We start from the raw sequence: 22,301 nt of genomic DNA, 5'->3' as shown, positions 1-22,301 counted from the left end.
CTAGTGCTTTTAATTCTTTCAATCATTACATCAATCTCCATAAAGGTTTTATGTATTGTAATAGCTTTAATCATTACAAATTACTTATTGCACTATTTAAAAAATTCAGAGTTAATTCAATAATAACACTAAATTTTAGAAAAGGGCAGATAATTTATTGTAATGAAGTAAGAATTATAGTCCATACATGGCAATCAAATTGCATATTGGATTTAACAATATAAATATATGGAACTATATTTTATAATATTATACTTTCCTAATTTAAGGTTTTTAATAAATTGCAGGTAAGATCTCGATAGTAAAAACGGTATCCGACCCCCAGTATGATAATGCGTCAATGTACTGGGGATCAGGCACCAAAATTCAATTGCTTTATTGGAAATGTATTTTTATTCATTTTGTCCACTCATTTAACTTTTCCTTATTAGTATCTTTTTTTATGGTGAAATTATCCTATTTAATACAATAGAAAAGAAAAAAGACCCATGATCAACGAGTCATTTACATCATTTTTAGAATACAAAGAAATTAAAAGATATGAGTTCATTAATTACAAATTTACAAGTGTTAATATAAAGAAATACAAAGTGCATCACATTCCATCTAACAGTCAATAAGAATATGCTTTCTAAAAAGGAAAATCTCTTATTTAGTTTTTTTATCTAATAGGCTGAGGTCTTTGTCAATTTTATACAATATTTTACTCATTCTAAGGTCAGGGACTATGGTCCGAGGTTCAGTGAATTTTCTTTTTTTCGTTCTCTTTATAACCACACCTTTACCTCCTGAATCATAATCCCCAAATCGAGTTCAATAATTTCAGTCTCTTTGCCCATCTCTCCAAAAATTACATTCCTTGGTATATTTCCCCTGAATTCTCGTAAAAAATATTAATTATAAAATTATAAAATAATACTTTCCTGCTCAATTCTTATCTTGTTATTTAATATGGACTTGATTAATCTTTCAAATTGCTGAAATTTATCGTCATTTAACAACTTCTCTATCTTTTTTATATATTCCTTATCTTCTATTTCTCTTCCATTCATAAGATTTGCCTCATAAGTCTCGATATCCATATATAATGGGTGAAACGATATTCCAGTTTTATTTCTCAAGTTAACTAAAATGGATAACCCTCCTAAATCAATATCCCCCCAATGATAAAAGGGTATTTCTAATTCATTGGCTTGTATAAAGTTATGAAGTTTTTGAAGTATAACTGTCCTTATATGATTATGATAACCTCCAAGATAAAGTATCAACTCATTTTTTTTATTACTATGAGAATGAACAAGGTAATCATGATAACTAGTCTTATTTTCAATAGTTACTATTCTATCTACTTCCAATGACATTATTTCACAATTTCTAAAAAAAGAAGGATACATACCTAACCCGTTCTCATCAATAGAAAAATCTATCTCTTTTCCATCTTTGCACATGGTACAATTTCCAAAAATATCGATTGACTTTGGATTTTCAATAATTCCAAAAATTCCAAGGATGGTTCCTTTTTCAAGACCATCATATTCTGGATATATTTCTTTTTTTACCACATTAATTATTTTTTGTTCTAATACTTCCCAACGTTTTGAGTCATTATATAGTTGGATACTCCAGTGTCTCTTACTAATTTCTCGTTCTCTACTTTTTAGAAGTTCATTTAATCCATAGATGTATTCTTTAGTCAGATAAATATTTTCCACGTCTACAATTGAAGTAAGATTTTCAAGTTTTTCTAATTTTTCTAGAATAGCATCAATCATTGGTATCACGGATGGAACAGCATCTTTTTTAAATTCTAGAACAAATTGTTTTGTCTGTTCGTATTTTTCTTTTTTAGGAACCCTGGAAAGTAATTCATATATGGTAGATAGTTCCTCTTCATTTAGGTATGCCTTTTCTAAATACTCTCCTTCATTGTATTTCTCCCATACAAGTTGTATATAATTATTCTTTTCTAGCTCTTGCAGTTCAGCATTAATTTCATTTTTAAAAAAACTATTACTTGTATGAGAGTATTTTGCAAAAAACTTTTTTACATCTATAATTGTTCCCCGCTTACTAGGTTCCCCAAAACCATAACCTTGCTTCCGTTCAAATCTATTAATTAATTCATCCAGTAGTTGTTGTTGTTTTTTCGTTAACTTCATCTATATTTTCCTCTAATTCGAATTCTAATAACTCATTCATTGCAACGGGAACAACAAAACTATGATAGTTTTCCTTCATTATAATCATTGAATTTTCGAAATGAGGGGCTAAAAGCGCCACCTTACCTGTCGGTGCCACTATGATTGTTTGGAACCCACAACTTTGAATAAATTTTATTGCTTCCTCTACTCTGTTTGCATCCATTCTGTTGAAAGCTTCATCGAAAATTACAAGTCTAAACGTATCATCTTTTCTTCCCATATGGTAAGCATGATAAAATGAAGCTAGTATGGAGACATAGAAAGGAACTTGTGTTTCTCCACCAGATTTTTCAAGTGCAACTTTCGAGTAACGCGTAGTCTTTCCACTTTCGTCAGTCACCTCTAGTTCAAAGTCAAGATATGTTCTGTAATCAAGTAAATCTGCATTTTTATTACTGTCTTCCCCAGAAATTTTATCAAATAACTCATTCACTACATATCCATGCTCATCATTAAATGTCTCGCTAAAAATGGAATATCCACTCTCTAAATTAGGGTCGTTTAACATATTGTAATAGTCACGGTAGTCTTCGTTTGGAGAAACTTTAAAGTGATATTTGTCTGTACCGAACTTAAGTTCACGAAGAATACTATTCATCTCTTTAAAGTCACTGCGTGCTTTTTCTATTTGGTCCTTCAATCGTGCAATAAAATCTTCCCTAAACGATTGTTGTGCTTTTTCACGTGCTTCTTCAGCTTTTTCCTTATAGTTAACTATTTCAGATTCTTCTAATCTTTGAAGGATTTCATCGTATTCCTCGTTTGTTTCTCTCTTTGGTTCAGCAGATGATAAAAACTTATTATTGTAAATAACCCTTAATTCGATTAATGGCGGCAAAGCATTTGATTTTTGTGTAACAAGTCCCTTATTTGAGCTTTGATAATTTTTCAAAATTTCTAATGGTCCCTTTGCCTCGTTATCCCATTTAACTTTAGCGGAATTTATTATTAGAAGTGATTGCTTATGACAATAATTATCAAAAGTATCCTTTTTTATTTTTGCAGCGATTTCATTTGCTTTTAATTTTTCTTCTAATATCCCAATATTGTTATTGTGGTTTCCTATACTTTCGCTAAATAGAGGAAGTTCCTTATCTATTTTCTCAATCCGTAATTTGTTGTTGTTTATTCTCTCTTCTAAGGCATTTATCTCAGAAGTGTCCAAGCTATATAGTTCTTCTATTAGTTTTGAGTGGCTCTCCTCCAGAATAAATATTTCATCGCTGTCCTTCCATTCATCCTTCCATCGCTTATATCTATCTTGTTTAGATGAAGTAAATCCTAGAACTTTTTCAATGTAGTTTATGCTTTCAGATATTTTACTGATTTGCTTAATTATATTTCCATGCTCTTCTGTCTTTTGTTTTAGTTGAACTTGAACAGCGTTCCTACCAATATAAGGTTGTTCGTATCTTATTTTCGGAATTTGGCGGGCAGCATATCCTTGATACAGCATACAAGTACTAGTAATAGCCCTATTGTATTTTCTTAAATCCTTTACATCAGTACATTTAATGAGTGCTCCTAAAAGATAGTTTACATATGGCTTAATGTAATCATTCTTGGATCTTACAATTATTTCTTCCGCCAAACTATTTGGTAGGGGTTCCTTTGCATTTCTTAATACTTTTTCCGTATCTACCAAACCAACACTCTCTAAATTAAACTTGTATTTGTTATTTTCATATACTTTAAGTGCCTGATTAAAATAGCCCGGTGGCACTAATATATTGAACTTTTGAGTATGTAAATAACCTTCTACTGCATTTCTCCACTCTGGTTTATTAACATCTATTACTTCACAAAATAAATCTACTGATACATTTTTGCCTACTTTCTGAAATTCTCTGACTAGCAAATTCTTTAAAACCATTTGTGGTGAATTAGGTGATAATATCTGATTTTTTTGTAATTGCTTTATCGTCTTTTCTACCTCAGATTTTTCTGCATTTAATTCCTTTATTTCTTTATCCCATTCATATTTTTGATGAGAAACTAGTCTATACCCATTTTCCCAATAACTATTGAATTTTAATAACTGTTCTGGCATAGAAATAAAATCTGTACTAAGCGAAACAACCTCCAGGAGCTTCTTTTGTTTACCGAGTTTACGAGGAACGTCGTTAATAATATCCAAGTACTTCAGAGTTTTGATTAATTCATCGTGTTCAAAAACTTCTGTCTTAATTTTATGCTTGATATTTTCATTCGTTATTTTAGCAATATTAATTTCAGCTGCTATTTTTTCAATTTGTTCATTTAGCAATGTTTGTTTTACCTTAATGTTATGTCTCATTAAACTTTCAGTCAGAATGTCATTTTCATCTTTTTTTGACACCTTTTCTAAATTTAAATCCTCCCTTTTTGAAATGTTTTCTTCCAATAAAATTATCTCCAGCGAAAGTTTCTTTTTAAGTTCCTCACTTTCTAGTAGCAAATACTCATAATCCGACCTTTTCTCCATATAATTTCCAATAATTATATTCTTGTTTATTTGTTCAACCTTCTCATATCGTTCTCTTATTTTCTTAAGAATTTCAATTTGTCTTTCCGCAGTTTTAATACTGTCTAACAACTCATTTGTCTGTTCTACATAATCTTGCATCATTGATACATCAAGTTCTTGAGCGTCGAGTATATAGTCGTAAATAAACTTACGCAAATTTGTTATAGGCGAAAAAGAAATTCCTTTCTGAAGTAATGAAAAGAATGTATCTTTAATACCTCCAAGTAAATGTCGAACATCATTATTATATTTATCAATAGTTTGGTATTTTTCAAATGATAGTCCTTCTTTTTTCAAATTAAAGAAAAATTGGTCTTTCGTACGTGGCATGTCAGGCTCGTGGAAAAATAGTTTGTCATTTAACCGCTGCTTATCTATTCTAAAAAATTCATGGCTTTCATCCTTGTTTTTATGGATATAATCGAACACTACCCCTAATATATAGTATTCTGGTTTCTTTGTTTTTGAATTGGAAATCTCAATTTCTAACGCTAAATAGGATGTGAAATCTTCATTTCTCAAAAATTCTCCTTCATTTTCTTCAGCTGACTTACTGGTACCAATTTTACCTCTTAAATAGGTTACTAAGTTTCTTTCAGTTTTGTGTTCATGTGCTGAGGAGTTAAATTTTATTGTTTTTAAATTTGCGATTAATAAGACTTGCAGTGCATCAATAATGGTTGACTTTCCAGTTGCATTATCACCGGTTATAATACTGCTTTTCCCTTTAAAATCAATTATTTCATAGTCAAAATAATGCCACCTAATCATCCCTAACTTCGTTACTAATCTCATCTTCTTCGACACCTCCATTTGAATCCACTTCACGTATCCATTTTTCAATTGCATTAATTATTTGAACAGTCACAACTTCGGTTATTGAATCAAAAATGACAATGACAGCCGATTCACTCCCCCAATCACCTTGAATCAATTCAATAAGGGAATGCCTTTGACACATTTTTAATATCCTTTTTGTCTCTTCTTGTGATGGTAATCTTTTGGATATTTGTAATACCATATATTGTTCCCTTATTTCTAAATTTGAGATATGAACCCCGTTTGTTAACTTTAATTCACTTGATTTTTCATAATAGAGCTTACATAGAATAAATAACATAACACTTTCGGCTAAAGTAAGTTGAACACGATTCCTTCCCATTTTATTTTTCAGAGTAATAACCCTATTAGTTGAATGACTTAATAGCCAACCCGACACTGAAAAATATTCTTTAAATATTTCAATGTGTCTTTCACAAAAACGATAATATGGCTTATCCTCTTCTTTCTTAGAAACTAGTATGGACTGAGCAAGTAATCGGTTTGCACAATCCTCAAACATTGTTTTTTCTTTCTCAGTTAACCTTGAATATGCATCTAACCAATTCATCTCATTTCTCCTTTCTTTTTATTTCCATATTTGGCACTATTCCACTATCCACTAATATTTGCTTTATCTTTTTATCTTTGAGAGTTAAACTATAATTAGATTTATAGTTAGTGCTATGTAGCACGGTAAAAATTATATTTACATAGTCGTCTTTTGTTATAAATGGAAATTCTGAAAAGTCTATTACATCTTTCTTATCTAGAACATCCTTAACATATTGGTTTATTTTTTGAACAGTAATTTCATTTTTCAGTTGTTCACGATACTCTTTTATTTTCCTTGCTTTTGTCTCATTATTAACCGTCCGACTTTTCATCGTTTTTGGTTGGATTTTTGGTTTTCTTTCATTGCCAGTTTTGAAACTTCTTTCTTCGATATATACCTGGTTAAACAAATCTATACGCCCAGCTATTTCCTCTTCCACATAATCTTTTAATTCTTCATTTCCTTCCTTAGCAACATAGGATAGAAACCTCAAAATATTGTTGATTTTAGAAGTAAAATGACCAGACTTATTAATATGAAATTTTATTTGTGTAATTGCTGCACGGTGATACTTTCGGTTTCTTTCATCAATTTCATCTAGAATTTCATATATGTTATCAAAGGCATTTTCAATTGTTTCTAGCCACAAATATAACCGATTTTCTGCCTCAACTTCTGTTGCAGTAAACTCCTCTTTAACCATAATTTGGGCTTGATATTCAATATTTCTCGTATTGTGTCTTAAATCTCGAACTCTATCAATTGTTTTGGTCCTGTATTTTGAGGCATTCTCTGAGGTTTTTAAACGATAGTAATGCTTTCCCAAGACTTTTTCTCCATATTCATAGAACAATTGTTCTAATACTTCCTTGGCATTTTCTTGCTCCATTAACTTTTCAATATAACTCTTAATATTATGATTTAATTTCTTAAGCCCATTTATTAGTTGAAGAGTATTTTCATGCGCTTGATGTATTGCATAATAAGATTGCCCTTCATCCCCAGATAAATTTTGGTAGATAGCAAGAACTGTTCCACTAAACTCCATTTGATATCCAATTGCAATTTTTTCAATTGTATCTAATATCATCGATGCATAGTCAGGAATAGAAATTCTATACTTATAGTCAAGGTACTGTTCCTGGCGTAACCACCCATGCTGACAAAATTTTAAAAGATAATGATGTGCCCTCTCCCTTACATCTCTTATAAAATCACTATTATCCATATAACCTTTCTCATCATTATGAGTCTCTAGATATTCAATAAACAGGTCTATTACTACTTCTTTATCTATGACGAATATGGTCTTTTTATAGTGCTCATATACTAAATAAAGTAAATCAGTATGAATCTCTTTCAAACTTCCGGACAATAAAGAAAAAAAGTTCTCTGGTATTTTTGAATATAAATCTAATCTGTTTTCCATTGGACCTCCAACTTTAAATGATTTTTCATTTATCGTTCCTATTACCTACTAAATATTCCCCATATTCAATTCTACATTATTTGTTCAGTTAAAACTTTCAAAGTTAATCAAAAATTCAAAAATTGCAATACAATTTTATAAAATATAACGCTTGTGTAGGTATTAGTTATAGCAGCTATAACGTTACTACAATCGTTAAGGACAAGGGAAAGACTTTTTGAAAAGGTGGAAATTTACATTCGGGTTCTACAAAAGAACAGGTTGGAGAAGATAATTTTGATTTAGTGTGCAATTGGAACTATAATGCTTTCGAATTGACAGTGACTTCACTTTTTTCACAATGTTGATAGTTTGGATTTCCTTGTTTTATTGTTAATAAACCTTCAAACAATGCGATTAAGCATCGACGCATGATGACTAGTGAGGTTACTGCAGAATTAAAACTCGTTAATCTTGATAGCCTTTGTTCGATGTTTTAATTTACTCTCAAGTTGTTTTGCAATTTTTCTGGTTAAATCAGTATACTCATCTCGTTGATCTTACTGCATGATTAACCTTACATGTGCTTCTTTTCTTTCTGTATTCAAATCCGTGAAAAGTTGCCGCTCTTCTTGTTGGTTAAGGTGAAGGAATACTTGCATTGCTACGGGATAATTCTTTAATCGCTCGATGTATCCTTGGACGGTTTCCGCTTCATCAAATTGTCCTACTTCATCCGCCGTTTCTTTTCTTGAATTTAAATAGCTAATTGCTGACGCGAAAGCTGCAGTACGATGTTGACCATCCAAGATATACATTTTACAACCTGGTTCTAGTTTCCAACCATCTTCACTTTCATTAATTTTATTACGGCTTGAAAAAATGAAAGGCGAAAAGTATATGCCATTATCATTTTCTATTGAATGCAATATGTATTCTCTTATTTCTAATCTTCTTTGCGGATCAAGCTGCCGCTGTACTTCCTGATCCACCTCAAAAATCGCCTGAAGGGTTGAAAAACGCATTTGTGTTACAAGTACTTTTTTTCAAAACTGCAGGTAATCGGTTCCTCCGATTTTCACTAAAGTTCCAAAATTTATCATACTTTATACCTACTTTCCAATTTATTATATATTTCTACTTTGTTATTCGCCTGCCACTTTTCCAATATTTTGAATATTAATTCCAAATTATATTCCATTATACTCAGAGCTTTTTTCTAACATGGACATATTTCTAAAAAGTAGTACAATAGATATTTTGTGAATAAAAAAGGTGTCCCTTTTTTGGCACACCAATAATCTTTAGCAGTTGTGATTAAAAAAATATTTAATTTGTTTTCATATTTACTAGAAACAGTGGCACCAATATAATAGTACCAGTACTCCTACCAATTGGTCCTAACTCAACATCACTCATCCTCCAAAGCACCTTTTTCCTCCACACTCTGACTCCAAACCGAATACTCTCTTGCATAAACCGGTAAACAAACTTCTACATCCATTTTATAGTTTTTAAGAACTTTAATTTGTTTACGAATGGTGGAATTATAAAAAATGCTAATGGTTAGTTTAAATTCATGTTCTATTTGTCTAGCTCTTTCTCTTAATACTTCAAGCCCTTTTTCAGATGCATCCTCATAAAGTGCGATTGACCCTTCTAAATCCTGCTTGAAGTACTGTTTTGCTAATTCAATTAAGTTTTCATCTTTTAAAATATATATTCCAATCATGATAATGGCATCCTCTAGCATGTTTTCAATAGTTGGAATCCACTAGGCAATTACAGGTTTTGAATTTTCACCTCCGGAAAATGGTTTTAAATCACATAATGTCCATCTTGCAACTCCATTTTCACTAAGGAACATTTGATAGGTTGGATTAATGCCACCATCATAGGGATGTGCTTTGCCAATTAGCAATTGAGCTGTCATTGTACTCATATTAAATCCTCTCCTACTTAACATTTTTTATCATAAAAACACCGTCTTAATATATTGATCTTCCTGAAGTTGTATCTTATGGGAAACAATATGTTCCCAAATATACCGATCTAACGAAAATGGACTCCTTGCTTGGAGATTTTTTATAATTTCAAAATCTAATTGAAAATTAAAAGTTTTTAAATCGATGATAAAGGTGATGGTGCAGTGGCGTGTCTTATTATTCCAATCGTATAAAATAACCGTTTCATGGCCCCACTCAATGAGCTCCTTTTCGATGCACGTTAAGATATGCTTAAAAAATTCTCCTTCAGATAAGTTCTTAGACATTAATCCTCTAATAAAGCCCGAAGTGTTCAATCTATCAACTCCATAAATAAATTTGAATGTTTCTAACTTAGAAAGGGAAGAAAAAATTGTCATTCTTCCCCGTTTTATATCATAATTACTCCACTCCAATTATTTGCATTTCTCTATTTATATTACGAAGCGTTTCACGCAATTCTCTGCTATTCAAAAATATCCCTTGAATCAAATGAACTACATTGTAACAAGCCTCTACATCTAGTTGCTCGTTATCTGTGTGTTCATGAAGATACCCAGCAGAGAGGTTCACACTTTGAATGCCATGCATAGCCCAAATCGTGGTATCACTGCTACCGCCAGGTCTACATTTCCAGCCAGTTAACCCTTGTTTTTCTGCTACCATTTCCATGTATTGCCCATAGTCTTTGTGGCAAAATGGGATATAACCGCTGCATGAAGTAACAATGTCATCCGTTCCCCGTCGATCTACTACTACTGCTGCATCGACATCCCATAAGAAATATTCATCCACCGAACTTGCTCCGACTAACCCTATTTCTTCTTCTACCGTAAAAATATATTTTACTTTTCCATTAAATTTAGAGTTAACTAATCTTTTAGCAGATTCTAAAACTACCGCAATCCCTGCACGGTCATCTGCTCCTAGAATGCCCTTGCTGCTTGACCAGATGGAACCGTTTTGGATAATTTTTCTGTCAGGTTCAAATTCGAATACGGTATCCAGATGGGCATTTAGAAGAATAGTTGGTCCATTGCCGTTGCCATATGTTTTTTGGGCTAAAACATTTCCATAATGATCTACTGTCATAAAGTCTACATAATCTTTTAATTGTTCTTTTGTAAAGCTTCGAATTGCAGCTTCATTACTGCTTTCTCCTGGGATGGACAACAATTGTTCCAATAAATGATTGAATTTCTGCTGTTTCAAATGTTCGATATCTTGACTTACCGATTCTGTTTTTATCGTGTGAAGATTTTCTGCAATCTCTAACAGATGACTTCTATTATTTACCATTAATCGTATTTGCCTATTCATCACACTCACTTTTGGCACTCCTGATGCCAAAAGAACTTTTACGGCATTTTCAACATCTGCTTTGTTTTTGAAATAAATAATTGGATTCCTTCTGTCATGCCCATCACAGCTTCCATTCGTATAAAGGTGTAATCGGTTTAATTCCCTAACGATTCCACTAATATATGTGTCTAGTTCATATACTTTTGGCTCTTCACTTTCAGAACGAAACCAAAGATTTTCACCTTTTCCGCGGTATTTAAAATCTACTGCTTGAATCCATGATTCTATTGAAATTGGTGCGGATTCGATGAATAGATGATTTCCACTAATGGAATATGGAACCTCTGCCTTATTTAGTGACTCCAATAAAAAGTCTAAATTATCTAAGGTTTCCTTATTTAATTCAAATTCGTTTTTCCCCACTTCCGTTAATATAAATCCTTGCTGAATGAATAATTGATTCCACGTTTTCATTTAACATCATCTCCCTTTTGGTTATGTCAGTATTAAACCAAAAAGGCGATGACAGCCCTGTCATCGCTCTAATCCGTATATTCTTCTACTCTTTGCATGATAAGAAATGGAACAGCATGATTATAAAAATATGCTGTTTCATTCCTGGATTGGTCAGTTTCTATAATATCTGGAATGTCAAATTGACTTAATAACCCTCGTAATCTTCTAATCTTTTGAATGTATGTATTAATGCGTATTTCTGTAGATTGGAAATGGTCGAGAACATCATGTATGGTCAAAGATTCCATCATCGAACTGTTTAGTAAAAAGGTCGAAAGCAATCTTGCATAGGAAGGATTCATAACTCTTCGTTTATTATTATAAGCAAGACAATATTCGTGATCTGCAAAATACAATACAATGCAATTTTCAGGCGTTTTTTCCTCATACAACTCATCACATTCATCTTTGGAACAAAATTCTGTACACTCATTCCCTATCTTGATAAATGCATTTGCATGCAGATAGGTTTCATTATTTTCCAGAATCGTATATAAAGGTGACATTTCATAATTAGGTATTAGCTCCTGATCAGCATATGGGAGTTGTTTCATATTTTCATTCGTCTCAGCCGCAATATACAACGCACTGTTGCTTAAAAATAAGTGTGCACGGTATAGCTGTTGATCCGTTAGCTTCCATTTATTATTTTTATCACTATTTTGATATTTAATTGCACTTTCAAAATGGGTAAATGCTTTGTTGTAGCTAGCATTTTTATATGCCAAAAATCCTAAACGATAATGGCAGATGGGATTGGTCTTATCATATTTTAGTGCCTTTTCTAACATTCTTTCTGCAGCATATTCGCTTTTTACCCTCTCCATCTTTAAGAAAGTTCCATAATGTATTAAGTTTGTAACAAGTTTGTTTAGGGTATAGTTCAAGTAATCTATATTATCTTCAGGATCTTTCTTGGTCCGCGACCTTATTACATTGTACATTTCTGAATATAGGTCAATTAATTTATAATAATAGCCATCGCGATTCCCAGTATCCTCACTTTCTAACAATTTTTGTTCTATTTCTTCTAACTCTTCTATACTTTTCCCTTTTAATCGCAATATTTTCACCACTTTATTTATGATTATGAACGATATTAGATGTGAGTCTCCTATTTTCCATTTAGGCGAGTGTGCTTGCCCCCCAGTAAGCTAACGCCAAAGTATATTGGGGAACAGACAATAAAATTCTGGACCGTTTCCTGAACAGTGACTTTTTATAGTTTATTTCAATACTTCCAACCACCACTACCTTCATTTTTTTTTCATTCCATAAATTGATCATACATAATCTCTTTATAATATTGCTCATAACCTACCATTCCCAGTTCCCTTGCAGCCCTAAGTTCTGCTTCTCTATCATAAGGAACACGTACAAAGTTAATCGAATTTGCTCCATACGAACCATCAAGAATAACATATGTAGCTTCAACTACATCTAAACCCACACTTCCTACATTGCAAAGGATACCGATTTCATAACTTCTTAATAAAGTTAAATGTATATCTCCATAAAACACAATATCTGGAGTACGTTTCGAGTTATGTGATTCGGTTTCTTCACTATTCTCAAATAGAGACAAACACTTTTCTATTGGATGATATTCAGGTGCAATTCGCTCAAAAACACTCCTCGGTGATGCATGAAAACAACGAATTAACTTCCCGTTTAACTCAAATTCAATATGAAAAGATAAGGAAGCCAAATAGTTAAAATCCTCCTCTGTTAGCTGGGTTTGAAACCACTTAAGAATTTCATTATCTGTCTCATCTCGGATAAACACATCCCAATTTCCATAAATGACTTTATCACAATGCTTTCTAACTAGTTCAATACATTCCGATCCACGTGGACCTTTCCCAACCAAATCTCCCAAACAAAATATCTGATCTACATCACGTTTTTCAATATCCTTTAACACGGCTTCTAATGCAGTTAAATTACCATGAATATCTGAAATAATTGCTATTCTTGACAAACTAATTTCCTCCTTATGTAAAATCCTATACAGTCAGTATATATTTAATTTTACAATAATTTAACAAAAAAGGATGAACAGAATAGTTAATTATCACATATTGAAATTAGGACCATATAGTACTTGGTCTGTTTCATTGGTTTATATCAAATTACTCAGTTAATAAGTAGGATGAATGAAATATTATCCATTATCTTTCAAAAAATATGAAATAGACGAACCGTTCGAGACCATTGAAAAAATAACCTTTGGCAAAAAACTGTGAATCTTTGGGGTACTTAATGTATCCTCAAGAAAATTACAGTCCTTAAAAACCATTCTGGTGGCTCATTTTTTTCGACTATAATCTTGCTGAGAAAATATTGGACTTTTTTACTGGTCTCGAACCGTCCCCTCTGGTCGTATCCCTCTTCACTCGGTTAATCTTCCTCAGATGAGTAACAATCTATGTTTCGCCATATTCCGATATAGAAGTCACTTTTGCTTTACCATCACAAATGATTATGGAAAAGCTTTCCTTCATTTCCATTAAATCAATTTCTATTTTCATGGATTTTTAATGCAATTTTAAGAATAGCATTGTATAGTGGGAGATGAATTGGAGATTGTTGAAGCCAGAAGGCATCCTGGCTATTTTTATTTTGTATTCACTTAACATTCAATTGCAGCATCAGCAAATTGAATTAATTTTGGATTACCTTTACACCATTCCTCTTTAAGCCACTGTTTCTGTTCTTCCTTGCCCTTATTAACTAATGAAGAGAAAATAGTTAATATTTTGTATTACCAAATTGAAAAAAGTCGAATCCTTCATCTTTTGGGGTAATAATTTTCATTCTTTCATCATCAACAACAAATGTAGAGACCTTAATAGATTCTAACATGTGCACTTGTGTTCCAGATACATGTCTTTCCCCCATCAAGTATTCTTATAAAGATTCATAATCCTTCAAAGCATCCTCGTGATTATCAATCAATTCGGAAAATGTTTTCCAACTCCCAGTATACTCTACAACAATGAACCTAATAAAGGTCCATTGTTGTAGGCTTTTTATTCACCTTATACCTCTGATTGTATGCGGTTTATATTATCATTCGGAATTCCTGCTTCTATATAACTTCTTACCAGTTTCCAATCGCAAATGTTATTTCTTTTGAAGGTTTGAAAGAATAAATTTGCTGTTTCTAAATGCTTACCTTTAATAGCGATAGTAGCTGATATAATCACTAACATCTCATCAACTCTTAATGGAAAAATGGATATTTCATTTAAAATCCATTGGGCATTGTTTTCTTGGACAAAAATAAAACCGTGTTCCCACCCATTGATTGATTCTTCATAACCAAAGTCTACTATTTCTCCACCTGTTATTTCTCGTGCTTTGTAATCTACTGATATTAATTCTCTTAATTCGGCTAAAGATGAAGTTCTCCAAACATTTAAATACGTATCGAGAAATTGTCGAAATGTGTTATCCATAAAAGAAACCTCCTTATAGGTAGTTCTCGTCTTTCAATTCTATATATATAAGGAATAGTCCTTTATTTGCTGCATTCCCCGCTAACGTACAAGATAATCTTCAACGCCATTTGATACTACACGCTTTCCTTCTTTTTCATCATTAGAGAGTAGGAGTTCCTAATATTCGAATATCAACAGTGTTTTTTAACAAAGTTTTCTTAATAAACCTTTTCGTTTGGTTATACAAAAAACCCTCAAAGGCTAATAGATTAATATCCTTTATTAAATGCACCTAATAAAATTTATCCATTCAGATACATCTACAATGACCTTTCTATTAATCTCTCATAGAAAAACGGTGCCTGCCCCTCAGCTTAGCAAAACTTCAACACTACTGCAGACAATCAATAAGCATTTAGATGATAAGTAACTTCGAACAATATTCCATTAAGCGCCTCAAAATAAATGGTATAGCCACCCCTAATATTTCTAGGTTCATGGTTTAAATGAATACCTGCTTCCTTTAGAAGGTTATACATGTGATCAACTTTATCTGGAGTTTCTACGAAAAATCCAATGTGAAAACCATCAGGATATTCTGGCTTTCCACCACCGAATGCGTGTGAGTTGCTAAGAACTAAAGTGAAGCCTGCACCATCACTCATAATCGCAATGGCATTTGCTATTGTATCTAATAATTCAAACCCAAAGAATTGTTGAAAGAAATTCTGTGCTTCCGTGATGTTATCAACACAAAGATTTAAGTGATTTAGTTTCATTATTTTATCTCCAATCTCGATTTTATTGAACGTTGTTTAATTATTAATTGAACAACGTAATATTTAGTCCTTATGTTATAATTGTCAATAGAAATGAGGGAAATATGGATATGGCCAGACGAAGAAAACAAGATATTGAACCATCTCTAGATCAAAATAGGATTGTATATGCCGCTCTCGAATTACTGGACAAGGTTGGACTAAAGCAATTAACCATGCGAAAATTAGCTGAATACATCGGAATACAGGCTGGTGCCCTCTATTGGCATGTAAAGGATAAGGAAGAATTATTAGGCTTATTAGCAGATCGGATTAGTTCAGAAATCTCATGGCCTGAAGAGGAAATGTCATGGAAAAGCTCCATTACCATTTGGGCTCATCATTTTAGAAAAGTATTACACTCGTATCGTGACTCTGTTGAAATTTTTAATAACACAACAATCTCAACAGGTATTCATCAACTCAAACAAATTGAAAAATTATTTGCTGTTTTGAGTGATACAGGATTTAAGGATAAAGAAATTCCGTGGATCGCTTCAATGATAAAAAGCTATATTCTAGGAATTGTATCTGAAGAGGCATGGTTTCAAAAGATTTCTAATGAAAGACAGTTAACCATGGAGGAACTAGGAGAAAATGTAAACGAAATGTATCAATCTTTATCCGAGAAAGAATTTCCTCATATGCAACGCTTGGCAGGATATTTAACAAGTCCGGATTGGGAACAAGAGTTTAGCTTTGGTTTGGAGACTTTATTGGAGGGGTTTGCTAGAAGGTTGGATGGTAAGGCATAGAAAATTCCCTTAGATTTGATATATCACATAAGCATGAAATAATCGTGTTTATTAAATAACTGAATAGCACCTAGTAGGGATAAAGCTATATTTTGTCGTTTCAAATTTTAGTACCTATTTAAATATGTTTAAAATAGAAACAAGATTTCTATATAATATTGTTAATGCACCAACGAGTGGGAGGACAGACCATGAACAGTATGCCTCCCCCCAGTACGTTAACACTTTATCTCACAAATGCTTAGACCCTCAAACACATAATTATGTTGATCGAGTGATCAGAGCGGATCAAGTACTGTAACACTCCACTTTCTCAAAATACCCTGCATAAGCAGGAAAACACTCAAATTCCCTCTTCATTTCTCGAAATGAAATCACACCATTTCCTCTAGTAAGCTCGAAATCTAGCATATATTCGTGACAGTTCAATGGGGTTTTATGAAATAAACTAATATAGAATTGTATGGCATCTTTCTCACATCCGGCATAGATAAAGACAAAGGTTTTTTGGTCCATCTTCAAGGAATAGATGCCAATTTTATGAATACCTAGTACATTTTTTTGCACCAATTCCGCTACTTTCTCATGATTTGCTTGTCTCATGTCTATTTTGGTAACATTGTCATTTTTCTATTTTTAAATAGAAAAAAAATCGTATACAGACAAAAATTTCAAAAAACAATATTCAAAAATTATAGTTCCTTTAACATATTTCGCGATGTACAAGTTGTTAATACACCGAAAAAGACTGATCAATACTGTCTTTTTTTCATTACGACTTAAACGCCTTCACTGTCATTTAAAAACGATAGAGACGACAACATATCCTCAAATTCTGTATAACTCTCTATTTCAGAACGTTGTATTTTTTTAAAAACAAAAAACCCTAAGCTTGGCCTAGGGATACAAAAAGCTTTCAAGGTAGGAGAGAACTTTTGAATGATTCCGTCCTTATCCTTTTAAAGATTTATTTTCTAATTATAGATTAAGACGATCCATTTGCTTCCTCAGTGCCTCATCCTGGTCTTTGCTGTTCTTTAATTCATGTAGAATGACTATATCCGGATTCATTTCCCTAACTTTTAGAATCATTGCTTTTATACTTGCGGGGTCCAATATGCCATCCCCCAGTGGAATATGAGAATCGTAGAAGGATAGTACAATTTCCACTCCATAATTTTCCTGCTCCTCCCAGCAATCATGCGAAATAAGCTCTTTAAAAAAATTACCTGTCAGCTTCCCATTCCGAAAAAACTCTGTCGTTTTTAACGAGCAATCTGAGAGATGTAGGCATCCTATTTGTTTTACCAGATTTGAGTCAAAAATATTGTGCTCCAACCACTTTTCCGCTAGTAACTTAGGTTCGTTTCCATACATTTGTTGCATTTCAACCATTTCAGAGCTCATTTCACTTTCGGGCAAGAAGAAGCGAGTACATTGTTTCTCCTCGTCAAACCCCAGTGCATGTAGAAGATGATTCAGGTCCCAGCTAATTTTGACTTTCTGAAAGGGATCATAGAGCTGGTTGTACATTAAATGAAAATCCTCAGCTGTCTGTAAACCATGTTCTAATCCCCATCCTGCGTTTTCCACTTCAATTAACGGTGAATGCTCTGAAAGTAGATTCTGATCCATTAAATAGTTTAAAAACTGCTGTATCATGTAGATCATCGCCTGGCGAATTTCCGCTTTCGAAATTGTATACTCCCATTTTCCATCAATCGGCGCATAATCGATTAGATGAAAAATATAAGAATGAGCTCTCAGCTCAGATGCAATCTGATATTCCTGTATCCATCTTTTAAACATATGATTACCCGTCAAGTCACCATAATAGCTGGTGACTTTCGCGTGACTACCAAACCGTTCAATAAGTTCATTAAATTTATTTTTTGTAAGAAAACTAGTTGGATATGCCCAGTAAGAACAATGAATTCTTTTTACATTTAAAGTGCGTAGGTTATGAAGGATCGATTCTTTATAGTCGGACAAATCTTGATCTCTGGAAATCACATCATCCATAAAAACTTCCATTCCATCTAACCCATACTCTCCACAGAATTCATTCATTGATTCAAATTTGCTTTCACTAAAAAGCTCGGATTTATACGTAGAATATTGCATCAGCTTACCCCCTTTTTACTTGATCCGATAAATGGAAGGAACCATTCAATGAATTTAATGGTTCCTAATTATCTCTTTTTATTCGTTTATGAAAATATTTAAATCATTAGTAAATAAATTATTTTCCTTCATAAAGTCTAGGATTTCTCGAGCAGTGGCAACTCCACCACGAGCTCCCATGATGGTTACTGCTCTTGCTGCAGCAGCATTTGCAAAACAGGCGGCCAAATATAAATCATCACATTTATTTAGTGCATGTATAAAAGAGCTACAAAATGTATCACCTGCACCGGTAACATCCACTACATTAACAGGGATTCCGTTTACATGAAAGTGCTGATCTTTTGTATAAACTAGACAACCTTCCTCTGCTAATGTTATGACCACAATTTCCGTACCAATAGCTAATAATTGTGCCACTGCTTCCTCAATCGGAGTACCGTTCCTATAAGTATCAAATCCAACCTTATTAAAAAAGGCGAAATCCATTTCTTTGAGGAAAATTTCATCTTCTGCCTCAAATAGAGCAACATCGAGATCGTAGACAATTTTAGTACCGGATTCTCTAATTATTTTAAGAATATCAATCGCATTCATATTCCCACAGCGTAACGGTTTTATTTCTACAATTGTTGTGTATATATACTTTGCTTGGCACATAGCCTCAAGGATTTCTGGAGTAATTTCTACACATGTAATACCCAAAGTTGGGATTAACAAAGTATGTTCATCTTCCGCTAGAATAATCATACATTTTGAATCAGGTAAACTGTCATCATATAAAATATATTGTGTGTCTATTCCATTGTCTCTTAAATTCTTACAAAGTTTTTGTGTAATATTCCCACTATTAAGTTGAGAAAGAAAATAGACAGATTCATTAAACCCCGCATATACACAAGCAGCATTTGCGATACTTCCGCCCATTTGTGGTTCTAGAGTCTCAACCAGTATCTTTTCTTTTATTTTTGGCCAGTATGGTGCCCGATAGTATTCATCAAGAGCAACATCTCCAACGAAAAAAGAATAGTCTTTTTCCATAACTAAACCTCCATGTAACCTCTAAGTTTGCACTTCAATAGGGCCATCTAAGATTTCAACCCATTCTGTTGGCTCACCTTCATATTCTTCAGCCAACCAATAGTAGCGAACAGATTTTTCAATACCATGACAAGCATCGTGCCAAATTCCTTTATTTAATACAATAACTTCCCCAGGTTGAATTATTATAGCTTCTATCTCTGAAGCCAGGGGTTGCTTGCTTTCCCCGCAATTTGCAATCACAACAACTATCGGTTCAGAGAGACAAAAAAGAGCTTCTTGTGTATGTAAATGTCTTTCCATCTTATTTATTTTACAAGGCAAAGGCGACCCTAGAGTAATTCCAAGACTTCCCCGAGTACTAATAATTGGGAGCTGAGTTCTAACGTCCATCCAAGCATCTCCTTGAGAGGTCCATAGATTATCTGAAGGTATATTCATGTTATAATACACACCATACTTTGAAAAATCGATATCTGAAATTGGAACTGATCTTACCTCCATTTCTTTATCCCCCTCTGACCCTTCTATCAAATTAATGCATTTGACTATGTCTATGAATTGTTGCGTAAACCTTGAACAGCTGTCATAAAAGAATGAACATGATTTACACAGACGTCACCAGTATCTTTAAAACTATCCTTTAAATAGCTACCAACAATTCCACCGTCTGCAATGTCTAATTGAATACCGCAATTTTCCGCTGTTAAACCAGCACCAACAATCAATGGGAAATCATTGCCTATTAAATTTCGAAACTCTTTAATTTTCTCTAAATCCGTTTCCATGCCAGTGCCAGTTCCTGTTACGACAATGCCATCACACCTACTCATACCAATTTTTAAATCTTCCTCAAGAGACCTTCCCGATCGATATGCTTGATACTTAAACCTTACACCTCCGAGTACTACAGCATTCGTTTGTGTCCGCATCTGATAAATGAAGTTATGAAACTCTTCATCCTCATCAATTGGCAAATGCCCGGCTACAGAATCAATTTGTATGAACTTAACGTCATATTTCTTTACAAATTCGAATGCTTTTTTATCATTATCTAGAACATTTACTCCATAGATGATGTTTCCTCGTTCTTTATAAATGTACTTTAGTACTTCCTCCACATCATCTGAACTACCAAAATAGTTTTCTACAATCACACCATCGATTCCATTTTCTAACAATAAATCTATTTCCTTTTTAGCAATTTTCAACTTTTCCTCTTGATCCTTACCTTTAAGATGAATCATTGCTAATACAGGTATTTTCGTTTGGAACAAATCTAAGAACTTTCTATTTTTCATTTTTTTCACCTCAAGCACAACCCAAATTGTTAATGATTAATTACTTTTGTTAAAAAATCTTTTGCTCTTTCAGTCTGTGGATTTGTAAAAAATTGTTCAGGTGGTGCAGTTTCCACGATTTTTCCATCGGCCATAAAAACAATTTTGTTGCAAATTTCTTTAGCAAAGCCCATTTCGTGCGTTACAACTACCATGGTCATGCCAGTTGAAGCTAGCTTTCGGATGGAGTCCAACACCTCTTTAATCATTTCCGGATCCAACGCAGATGTAGGTTCGTCAAAAAGCATGAGTTGCGGATCCATTGCTAATGCCCTTGCGATTGCCACCCTTTGCTGTTGTCCTCCAGAAAGATTACCTGGATATGCGTTAAACTTTTCCTCTAATCCTAAAGAAGCAAGGAGTTCTTTCCCCTTTTTATCCGCTTCTTGGAAGGACATTTTCTTTACATGAATAGGGGCATACGTTACATTTTGCAATGCAGTTAAATGAGGGTAAAGATTAAACGACTGAAACACAAAGCCGATATTCGTTCGTAAATGATTAATATTGGTTTGTTTAGAATGAACTGATATTCCATTTACAAGTATTTCTCCTTCTTGGATTGTTTCTAAAGCATTGATTGACCGAATTAATGTACTTTTTCCTGCACCACTTGGACCAATTAATGCATAGATTTGTGATTCAGGAACTTCTAAATTAATATTGTCCAATACCTTCTTGCTACCATAATTTTTTGAAACAGATTTTATGGATATCAAAAGGATCACCTCCATTTTCCAAATAGAACCATAGTTTAGGCAAGGGTGATATAACCCCTGCCACTGCTAATCGATAAATTTAATCGGCAACCTTATATTTCTTCTCAAAAAAACGAATAATTTGCGATAACGTAAACGTGATTACAAAGTAAATTAATGCAATAAATGACCAAACCTCTAATGAACGCAACGAAGTTGTCACAATATTCCGCCCGTATAATGTAAGATCCATTACACCAATGACCGAAACTAATGAAGAATCTTTTATTAAAATAATAAATTGCGAAGCCATTGGTGGTAAGGTTTTACGAAAAGCCTGCGGTAGAATAATCAAGCGCATCGCTTGAGCATATGTCATACCAGATGACCTTGCAGCTTCCACTTGCCCGCGTGGAACAGACTGTATTCCAGCCCGGACGATTTCGGCAATAAATGCAGCAGAATATAATGCTAGGCCTAAAATTGCTGATAAATAGGATCCCAATCTCAATAAAGACCCGAGGACAAAATAAATCCATAGTAATAAAACGAGTAATGGAACACCCCGGAACACTTCAACATAGGCAGCCGTAAACAAGGAAATAAATTTATTGCGTGCAATACGACCTAAACCTACAATAATTCCAATCGGAATACCTAATAAAAGTGCAAACGTAGAAATTTTCAAACTTAGGAATGCTCCTTTGACAAATAAGTCTAGGTTGTTAAAAACCACACTCCAGTCAAATGTATATCCCATACAATTGCCTCCTGATTATTTTCTTGTAA

General features: G+C 33.2%; 21 protein-coding genes. 1 reads left to right on the top strand and 20 read right to left on the bottom strand.

All coding sequences use genetic code 11. From position 1 onward, the window contains the following. Positions 1–905: 905 nt before the first annotated feature. The 14 genes from AC3WJF_RS02660 to AC3WJF_RS02595 all read right to left on the bottom strand — a co-directional run bounded on the left by AC3WJF_RS02660 (position 906) and on the right by AC3WJF_RS02595 (position 15,515). Positions 906–2,159, bottom strand: a complete 1,254-nt coding sequence (locus AC3WJF_RS02660) for a Wadjet anti-phage system protein JetD domain-containing protein (protein WP_492449558.1) — start codon at positions 2,157–2,159, stop codon at positions 906–908. Further along, the gene (locus tag AC3WJF_RS02655; RefSeq protein ID WP_492449557.1) at positions 2,122–5,502 is read right to left on the bottom strand and encodes an ATP-binding protein; all 3,381 of its coding nucleotides are present in this window, start codon (positions 5,500–5,502) and stop codon (positions 2,122–2,124) included. The genes AC3WJF_RS02660 and AC3WJF_RS02655 overlap by 38 nt, the downstream gene beginning before the upstream one ends. Then, positions 5,471–6,097, bottom strand: coding sequence for a DUF4194 domain-containing protein (locus AC3WJF_RS02650; RefSeq protein WP_492449556.1), 627 nt, complete (start codon positions 6,095–6,097; stop codon positions 5,471–5,473). Before AC3WJF_RS02650 ends, AC3WJF_RS02655 begins: the two co-directional genes overlap by 32 nt. Before the next feature lies 1 nt (position 6,098). Then, the gene (locus AC3WJF_RS02645; protein ID WP_492449555.1) at positions 6,099–7,511 is read right to left on the bottom strand and encodes a Wadjet anti-phage system protein JetA family protein; all 1,413 of its coding nucleotides are present in this window, start codon (positions 7,509–7,511) and stop codon (positions 6,099–6,101) included. A 539-nt stretch (positions 7,512–8,050) separates the two neighbouring features. Continuing rightward, the gene (locus tag AC3WJF_RS02640) at positions 8,051–8,482 is read right to left on the bottom strand and encodes a DNA sulfur modification protein DndB (RefSeq protein ID WP_492449554.1); all 432 of its coding nucleotides are present in this window, start codon (positions 8,480–8,482) and stop codon (positions 8,051–8,053) included. A 419-nt stretch (positions 8,483–8,901) separates the two neighbouring features. Continuing rightward, positions 8,902–9,222 carry a hypothetical protein gene (locus AC3WJF_RS02635; RefSeq protein WP_492449553.1) on the bottom strand — a complete coding sequence of 107 codons (321 nt, stop codon included), beginning with the start codon at positions 9,220–9,222 and terminating at the stop codon, positions 8,902–8,904. Positions 9,223–9,264: 42 nt separating this feature from the next. After that, positions 9,265–9,432: a hypothetical protein gene (locus tag AC3WJF_RS02630; RefSeq protein ID WP_492449552.1), complete on the bottom strand. Its 168-nt coding sequence runs from the start codon at positions 9,430–9,432 to the stop codon at positions 9,265–9,267. A gap of 30 nt (positions 9,433–9,462) precedes the next feature. Continuing rightward, positions 9,463–9,762, bottom strand: a complete 300-nt coding sequence (locus AC3WJF_RS02625) for a hypothetical protein (RefSeq protein ID WP_492449551.1) — start codon at positions 9,760–9,762, stop codon at positions 9,463–9,465. 115 nt (positions 9,763–9,877) lie between these two features. Further along, positions 9,878–11,251, bottom strand: a complete 1,374-nt coding sequence (locus AC3WJF_RS02620; RefSeq protein ID WP_492449550.1) for a M20/M25/M40 family metallo-hydrolase — start codon at positions 11,249–11,251, stop codon at positions 9,878–9,880. 68 nt (positions 11,252–11,319) lie between these two features. Next, the gene (locus tag AC3WJF_RS02615) at positions 11,320–12,357 is read right to left on the bottom strand and encodes a tetratricopeptide repeat protein (protein ID WP_492449549.1); all 1,038 of its coding nucleotides are present in this window, start codon (positions 12,355–12,357) and stop codon (positions 11,320–11,322) included. Positions 12,358–12,560: 203 nt separating this feature from the next. Beyond that, on the bottom strand, positions 12,561–13,274 hold the full coding sequence (locus tag AC3WJF_RS02610) for a metallophosphoesterase family protein (RefSeq protein WP_492449548.1): 714 nt from the start codon (positions 13,272–13,274) through the stop codon (positions 12,561–12,563). A 770-nt stretch (positions 13,275–14,044) separates the two neighbouring features. Beyond that, the gene (locus AC3WJF_RS02605) at positions 14,045–14,194 is read right to left on the bottom strand and encodes a hypothetical protein (RefSeq protein WP_492449547.1); all 150 of its coding nucleotides are present in this window, start codon (positions 14,192–14,194) and stop codon (positions 14,045–14,047) included. 140 nt (positions 14,195–14,334) lie between these two features. Next, positions 14,335–14,754, bottom strand: coding sequence for a flavoprotein (locus AC3WJF_RS02600; protein WP_492449546.1), 420 nt, complete (start codon positions 14,752–14,754; stop codon positions 14,335–14,337). 386 nt (positions 14,755–15,140) lie between these two features. Then, positions 15,141–15,515, bottom strand: a complete 375-nt coding sequence (locus AC3WJF_RS02595; RefSeq protein ID WP_492449545.1) for a VOC family protein — start codon at positions 15,513–15,515, stop codon at positions 15,141–15,143. Positions 15,516–15,619: 104 nt separating this feature from the next. Here AC3WJF_RS02595 and AC3WJF_RS02590 point away from each other — a divergent pair, with 104 nt between their 5' ends. After that, positions 15,620–16,309 (top strand): TetR/AcrR family transcriptional regulator C-terminal domain-containing protein, encoded by a 690-nt coding sequence (locus AC3WJF_RS02590; RefSeq protein ID WP_492449544.1) that lies wholly within the window; start codon positions 15,620–15,622, stop codon positions 16,307–16,309. Between the two features lie 978 nt (positions 16,310–17,287). On the opposite strand, the gene AC3WJF_RS02585 is transcribed toward AC3WJF_RS02590, so the two are convergent. The 6 genes from AC3WJF_RS02585 to AC3WJF_RS02560 form a co-directional block, all read right to left on the bottom strand. Continuing rightward, on the bottom strand, positions 17,288–18,433 hold the full coding sequence (locus AC3WJF_RS02585) for a hypothetical protein (RefSeq protein WP_492449543.1): 1,146 nt from the start codon (positions 18,431–18,433) through the stop codon (positions 17,288–17,290). A 78-nt stretch (positions 18,434–18,511) separates the two neighbouring features. Beyond that, positions 18,512–19,474 carry a carbohydrate kinase family protein gene (locus tag AC3WJF_RS02580; RefSeq protein WP_492449542.1) on the bottom strand — a complete coding sequence of 321 codons (963 nt, stop codon included), beginning with the start codon at positions 19,472–19,474 and terminating at the stop codon, positions 18,512–18,514. 21 nt (positions 19,475–19,495) lie between these two features. Then, positions 19,496–19,978, bottom strand: coding sequence for an ureidoglycolate lyase (locus tag AC3WJF_RS02575; protein ID WP_492449541.1), 483 nt, complete (start codon positions 19,976–19,978; stop codon positions 19,496–19,498). Positions 19,979–20,028: 50 nt separating this feature from the next. Beyond that, positions 20,029–20,775, bottom strand: a complete 747-nt coding sequence (locus AC3WJF_RS02570; RefSeq protein ID WP_492449540.1) for a BtpA/SgcQ family protein — start codon at positions 20,773–20,775, stop codon at positions 20,029–20,031. Between the two features lie 29 nt (positions 20,776–20,804). Further along, complete coding sequence (locus AC3WJF_RS02565) at positions 20,805–21,533, bottom strand: amino acid ABC transporter ATP-binding protein (protein ID WP_492449539.1); 729 nt, start codon at positions 21,531–21,533, stop codon at positions 20,805–20,807. Positions 21,534–21,612: 79 nt separating this feature from the next. Continuing rightward, positions 21,613–22,272: an amino acid ABC transporter permease gene (locus AC3WJF_RS02560; RefSeq protein WP_492449538.1), complete on the bottom strand. Its 660-nt coding sequence runs from the start codon at positions 22,270–22,272 to the stop codon at positions 21,613–21,615. Positions 22,273–22,301: the final 29 nt, after the last annotated feature.

The organism is Heyndrickxia sp. FW510-T9 (assembly GCF_058781025.1).
Note: the sequence above shows the minus strand (reverse complement) of the source record. Positions and strands in the feature narration are given on the sequence as shown.

What these genes read in the sequence shown, in the direction of transcription:
- AC3WJF_RS02660 (WP_492449558.1), bottom strand. Translation starts at nt 2,159, where the DNA reads ATGAAGTTAACGAAAAAACAACAACAACTACTGGATGAATTAATTAAT.
- AC3WJF_RS02560 (WP_492449538.1), bottom strand. Translation starts at nt 22,272, where the DNA reads ATGGGATATACATTTGACTGGAGTGTGGTTTTTAACAACCTAGACTTA.
- AC3WJF_RS02605 (WP_492449547.1), bottom strand. Translation starts at nt 14,194, where the DNA reads ATGGGGGAAAGACATGTATCTGGAACACAAGTGCACATGTTAGAATCT.
- AC3WJF_RS02590 (WP_492449544.1), top strand. Translation starts at nt 15,620, where the DNA reads ATGGATATGGCCAGACGAAGAAAACAAGATATTGAACCATCTCTAGAT.
- AC3WJF_RS02570 (WP_492449540.1), bottom strand. Translation starts at nt 20,775, where the DNA reads ATGAAAAATAGAAAGTTCTTAGATTTGTTCCAAACGAAAATACCTGTA.
- AC3WJF_RS02575 (WP_492449541.1), bottom strand. Translation starts at nt 19,978, where the DNA reads ATGGAGGTAAGATCAGTTCCAATTTCAGATATCGATTTTTCAAAGTAT.
- AC3WJF_RS02655 (WP_492449557.1), bottom strand. Translation starts at nt 5,502, where the DNA reads ATGAGATTAGTAACGAAGTTAGGGATGATTAGGTGGCATTATTTTGAC.
- AC3WJF_RS02635 (WP_492449553.1), bottom strand. Translation starts at nt 9,222, where the DNA reads ATGATTGGAATATATATTTTAAAAGATGAAAACTTAATTGAATTAGCA.
- AC3WJF_RS02645 (WP_492449555.1), bottom strand. Translation starts at nt 7,511, where the DNA reads ATGGAAAACAGATTAGATTTATATTCAAAAATACCAGAGAACTTTTTT.
- AC3WJF_RS02630 (WP_492449552.1), bottom strand. Translation starts at nt 9,432, where the DNA reads ATGAGTACAATGACAGCTCAATTGCTAATTGGCAAAGCACATCCCTAT.
- AC3WJF_RS02595 (WP_492449545.1), bottom strand. Translation starts at nt 15,515, where the DNA reads ATGAAACTAAATCACTTAAATCTTTGTGTTGATAACATCACGGAAGCA.
- AC3WJF_RS02600 (WP_492449546.1), bottom strand. Translation starts at nt 14,754, where the DNA reads ATGGATAACACATTTCGACAATTTCTCGATACGTATTTAAATGTTTGG.
- AC3WJF_RS02625 (WP_492449551.1), bottom strand. Translation starts at nt 9,762, where the DNA reads ATGTCTAAGAACTTATCTGAAGGAGAATTTTTTAAGCATATCTTAACG.
- AC3WJF_RS02580 (WP_492449542.1), bottom strand. Translation starts at nt 19,474, where the DNA reads ATGGAAAAAGACTATTCTTTTTTCGTTGGAGATGTTGCTCTTGATGAA.
- AC3WJF_RS02585 (WP_492449543.1), bottom strand. Translation starts at nt 18,433, where the DNA reads ATGCAATATTCTACGTATAAATCCGAGCTTTTTAGTGAAAGCAAATTT.
- AC3WJF_RS02650 (WP_492449556.1), bottom strand. Translation starts at nt 6,097, where the DNA reads ATGAATTGGTTAGATGCATATTCAAGGTTAACTGAGAAAGAAAAAACA.
- AC3WJF_RS02620 (WP_492449550.1), bottom strand. Translation starts at nt 11,251, where the DNA reads ATGAAAACGTGGAATCAATTATTCATTCAGCAAGGATTTATATTAACG.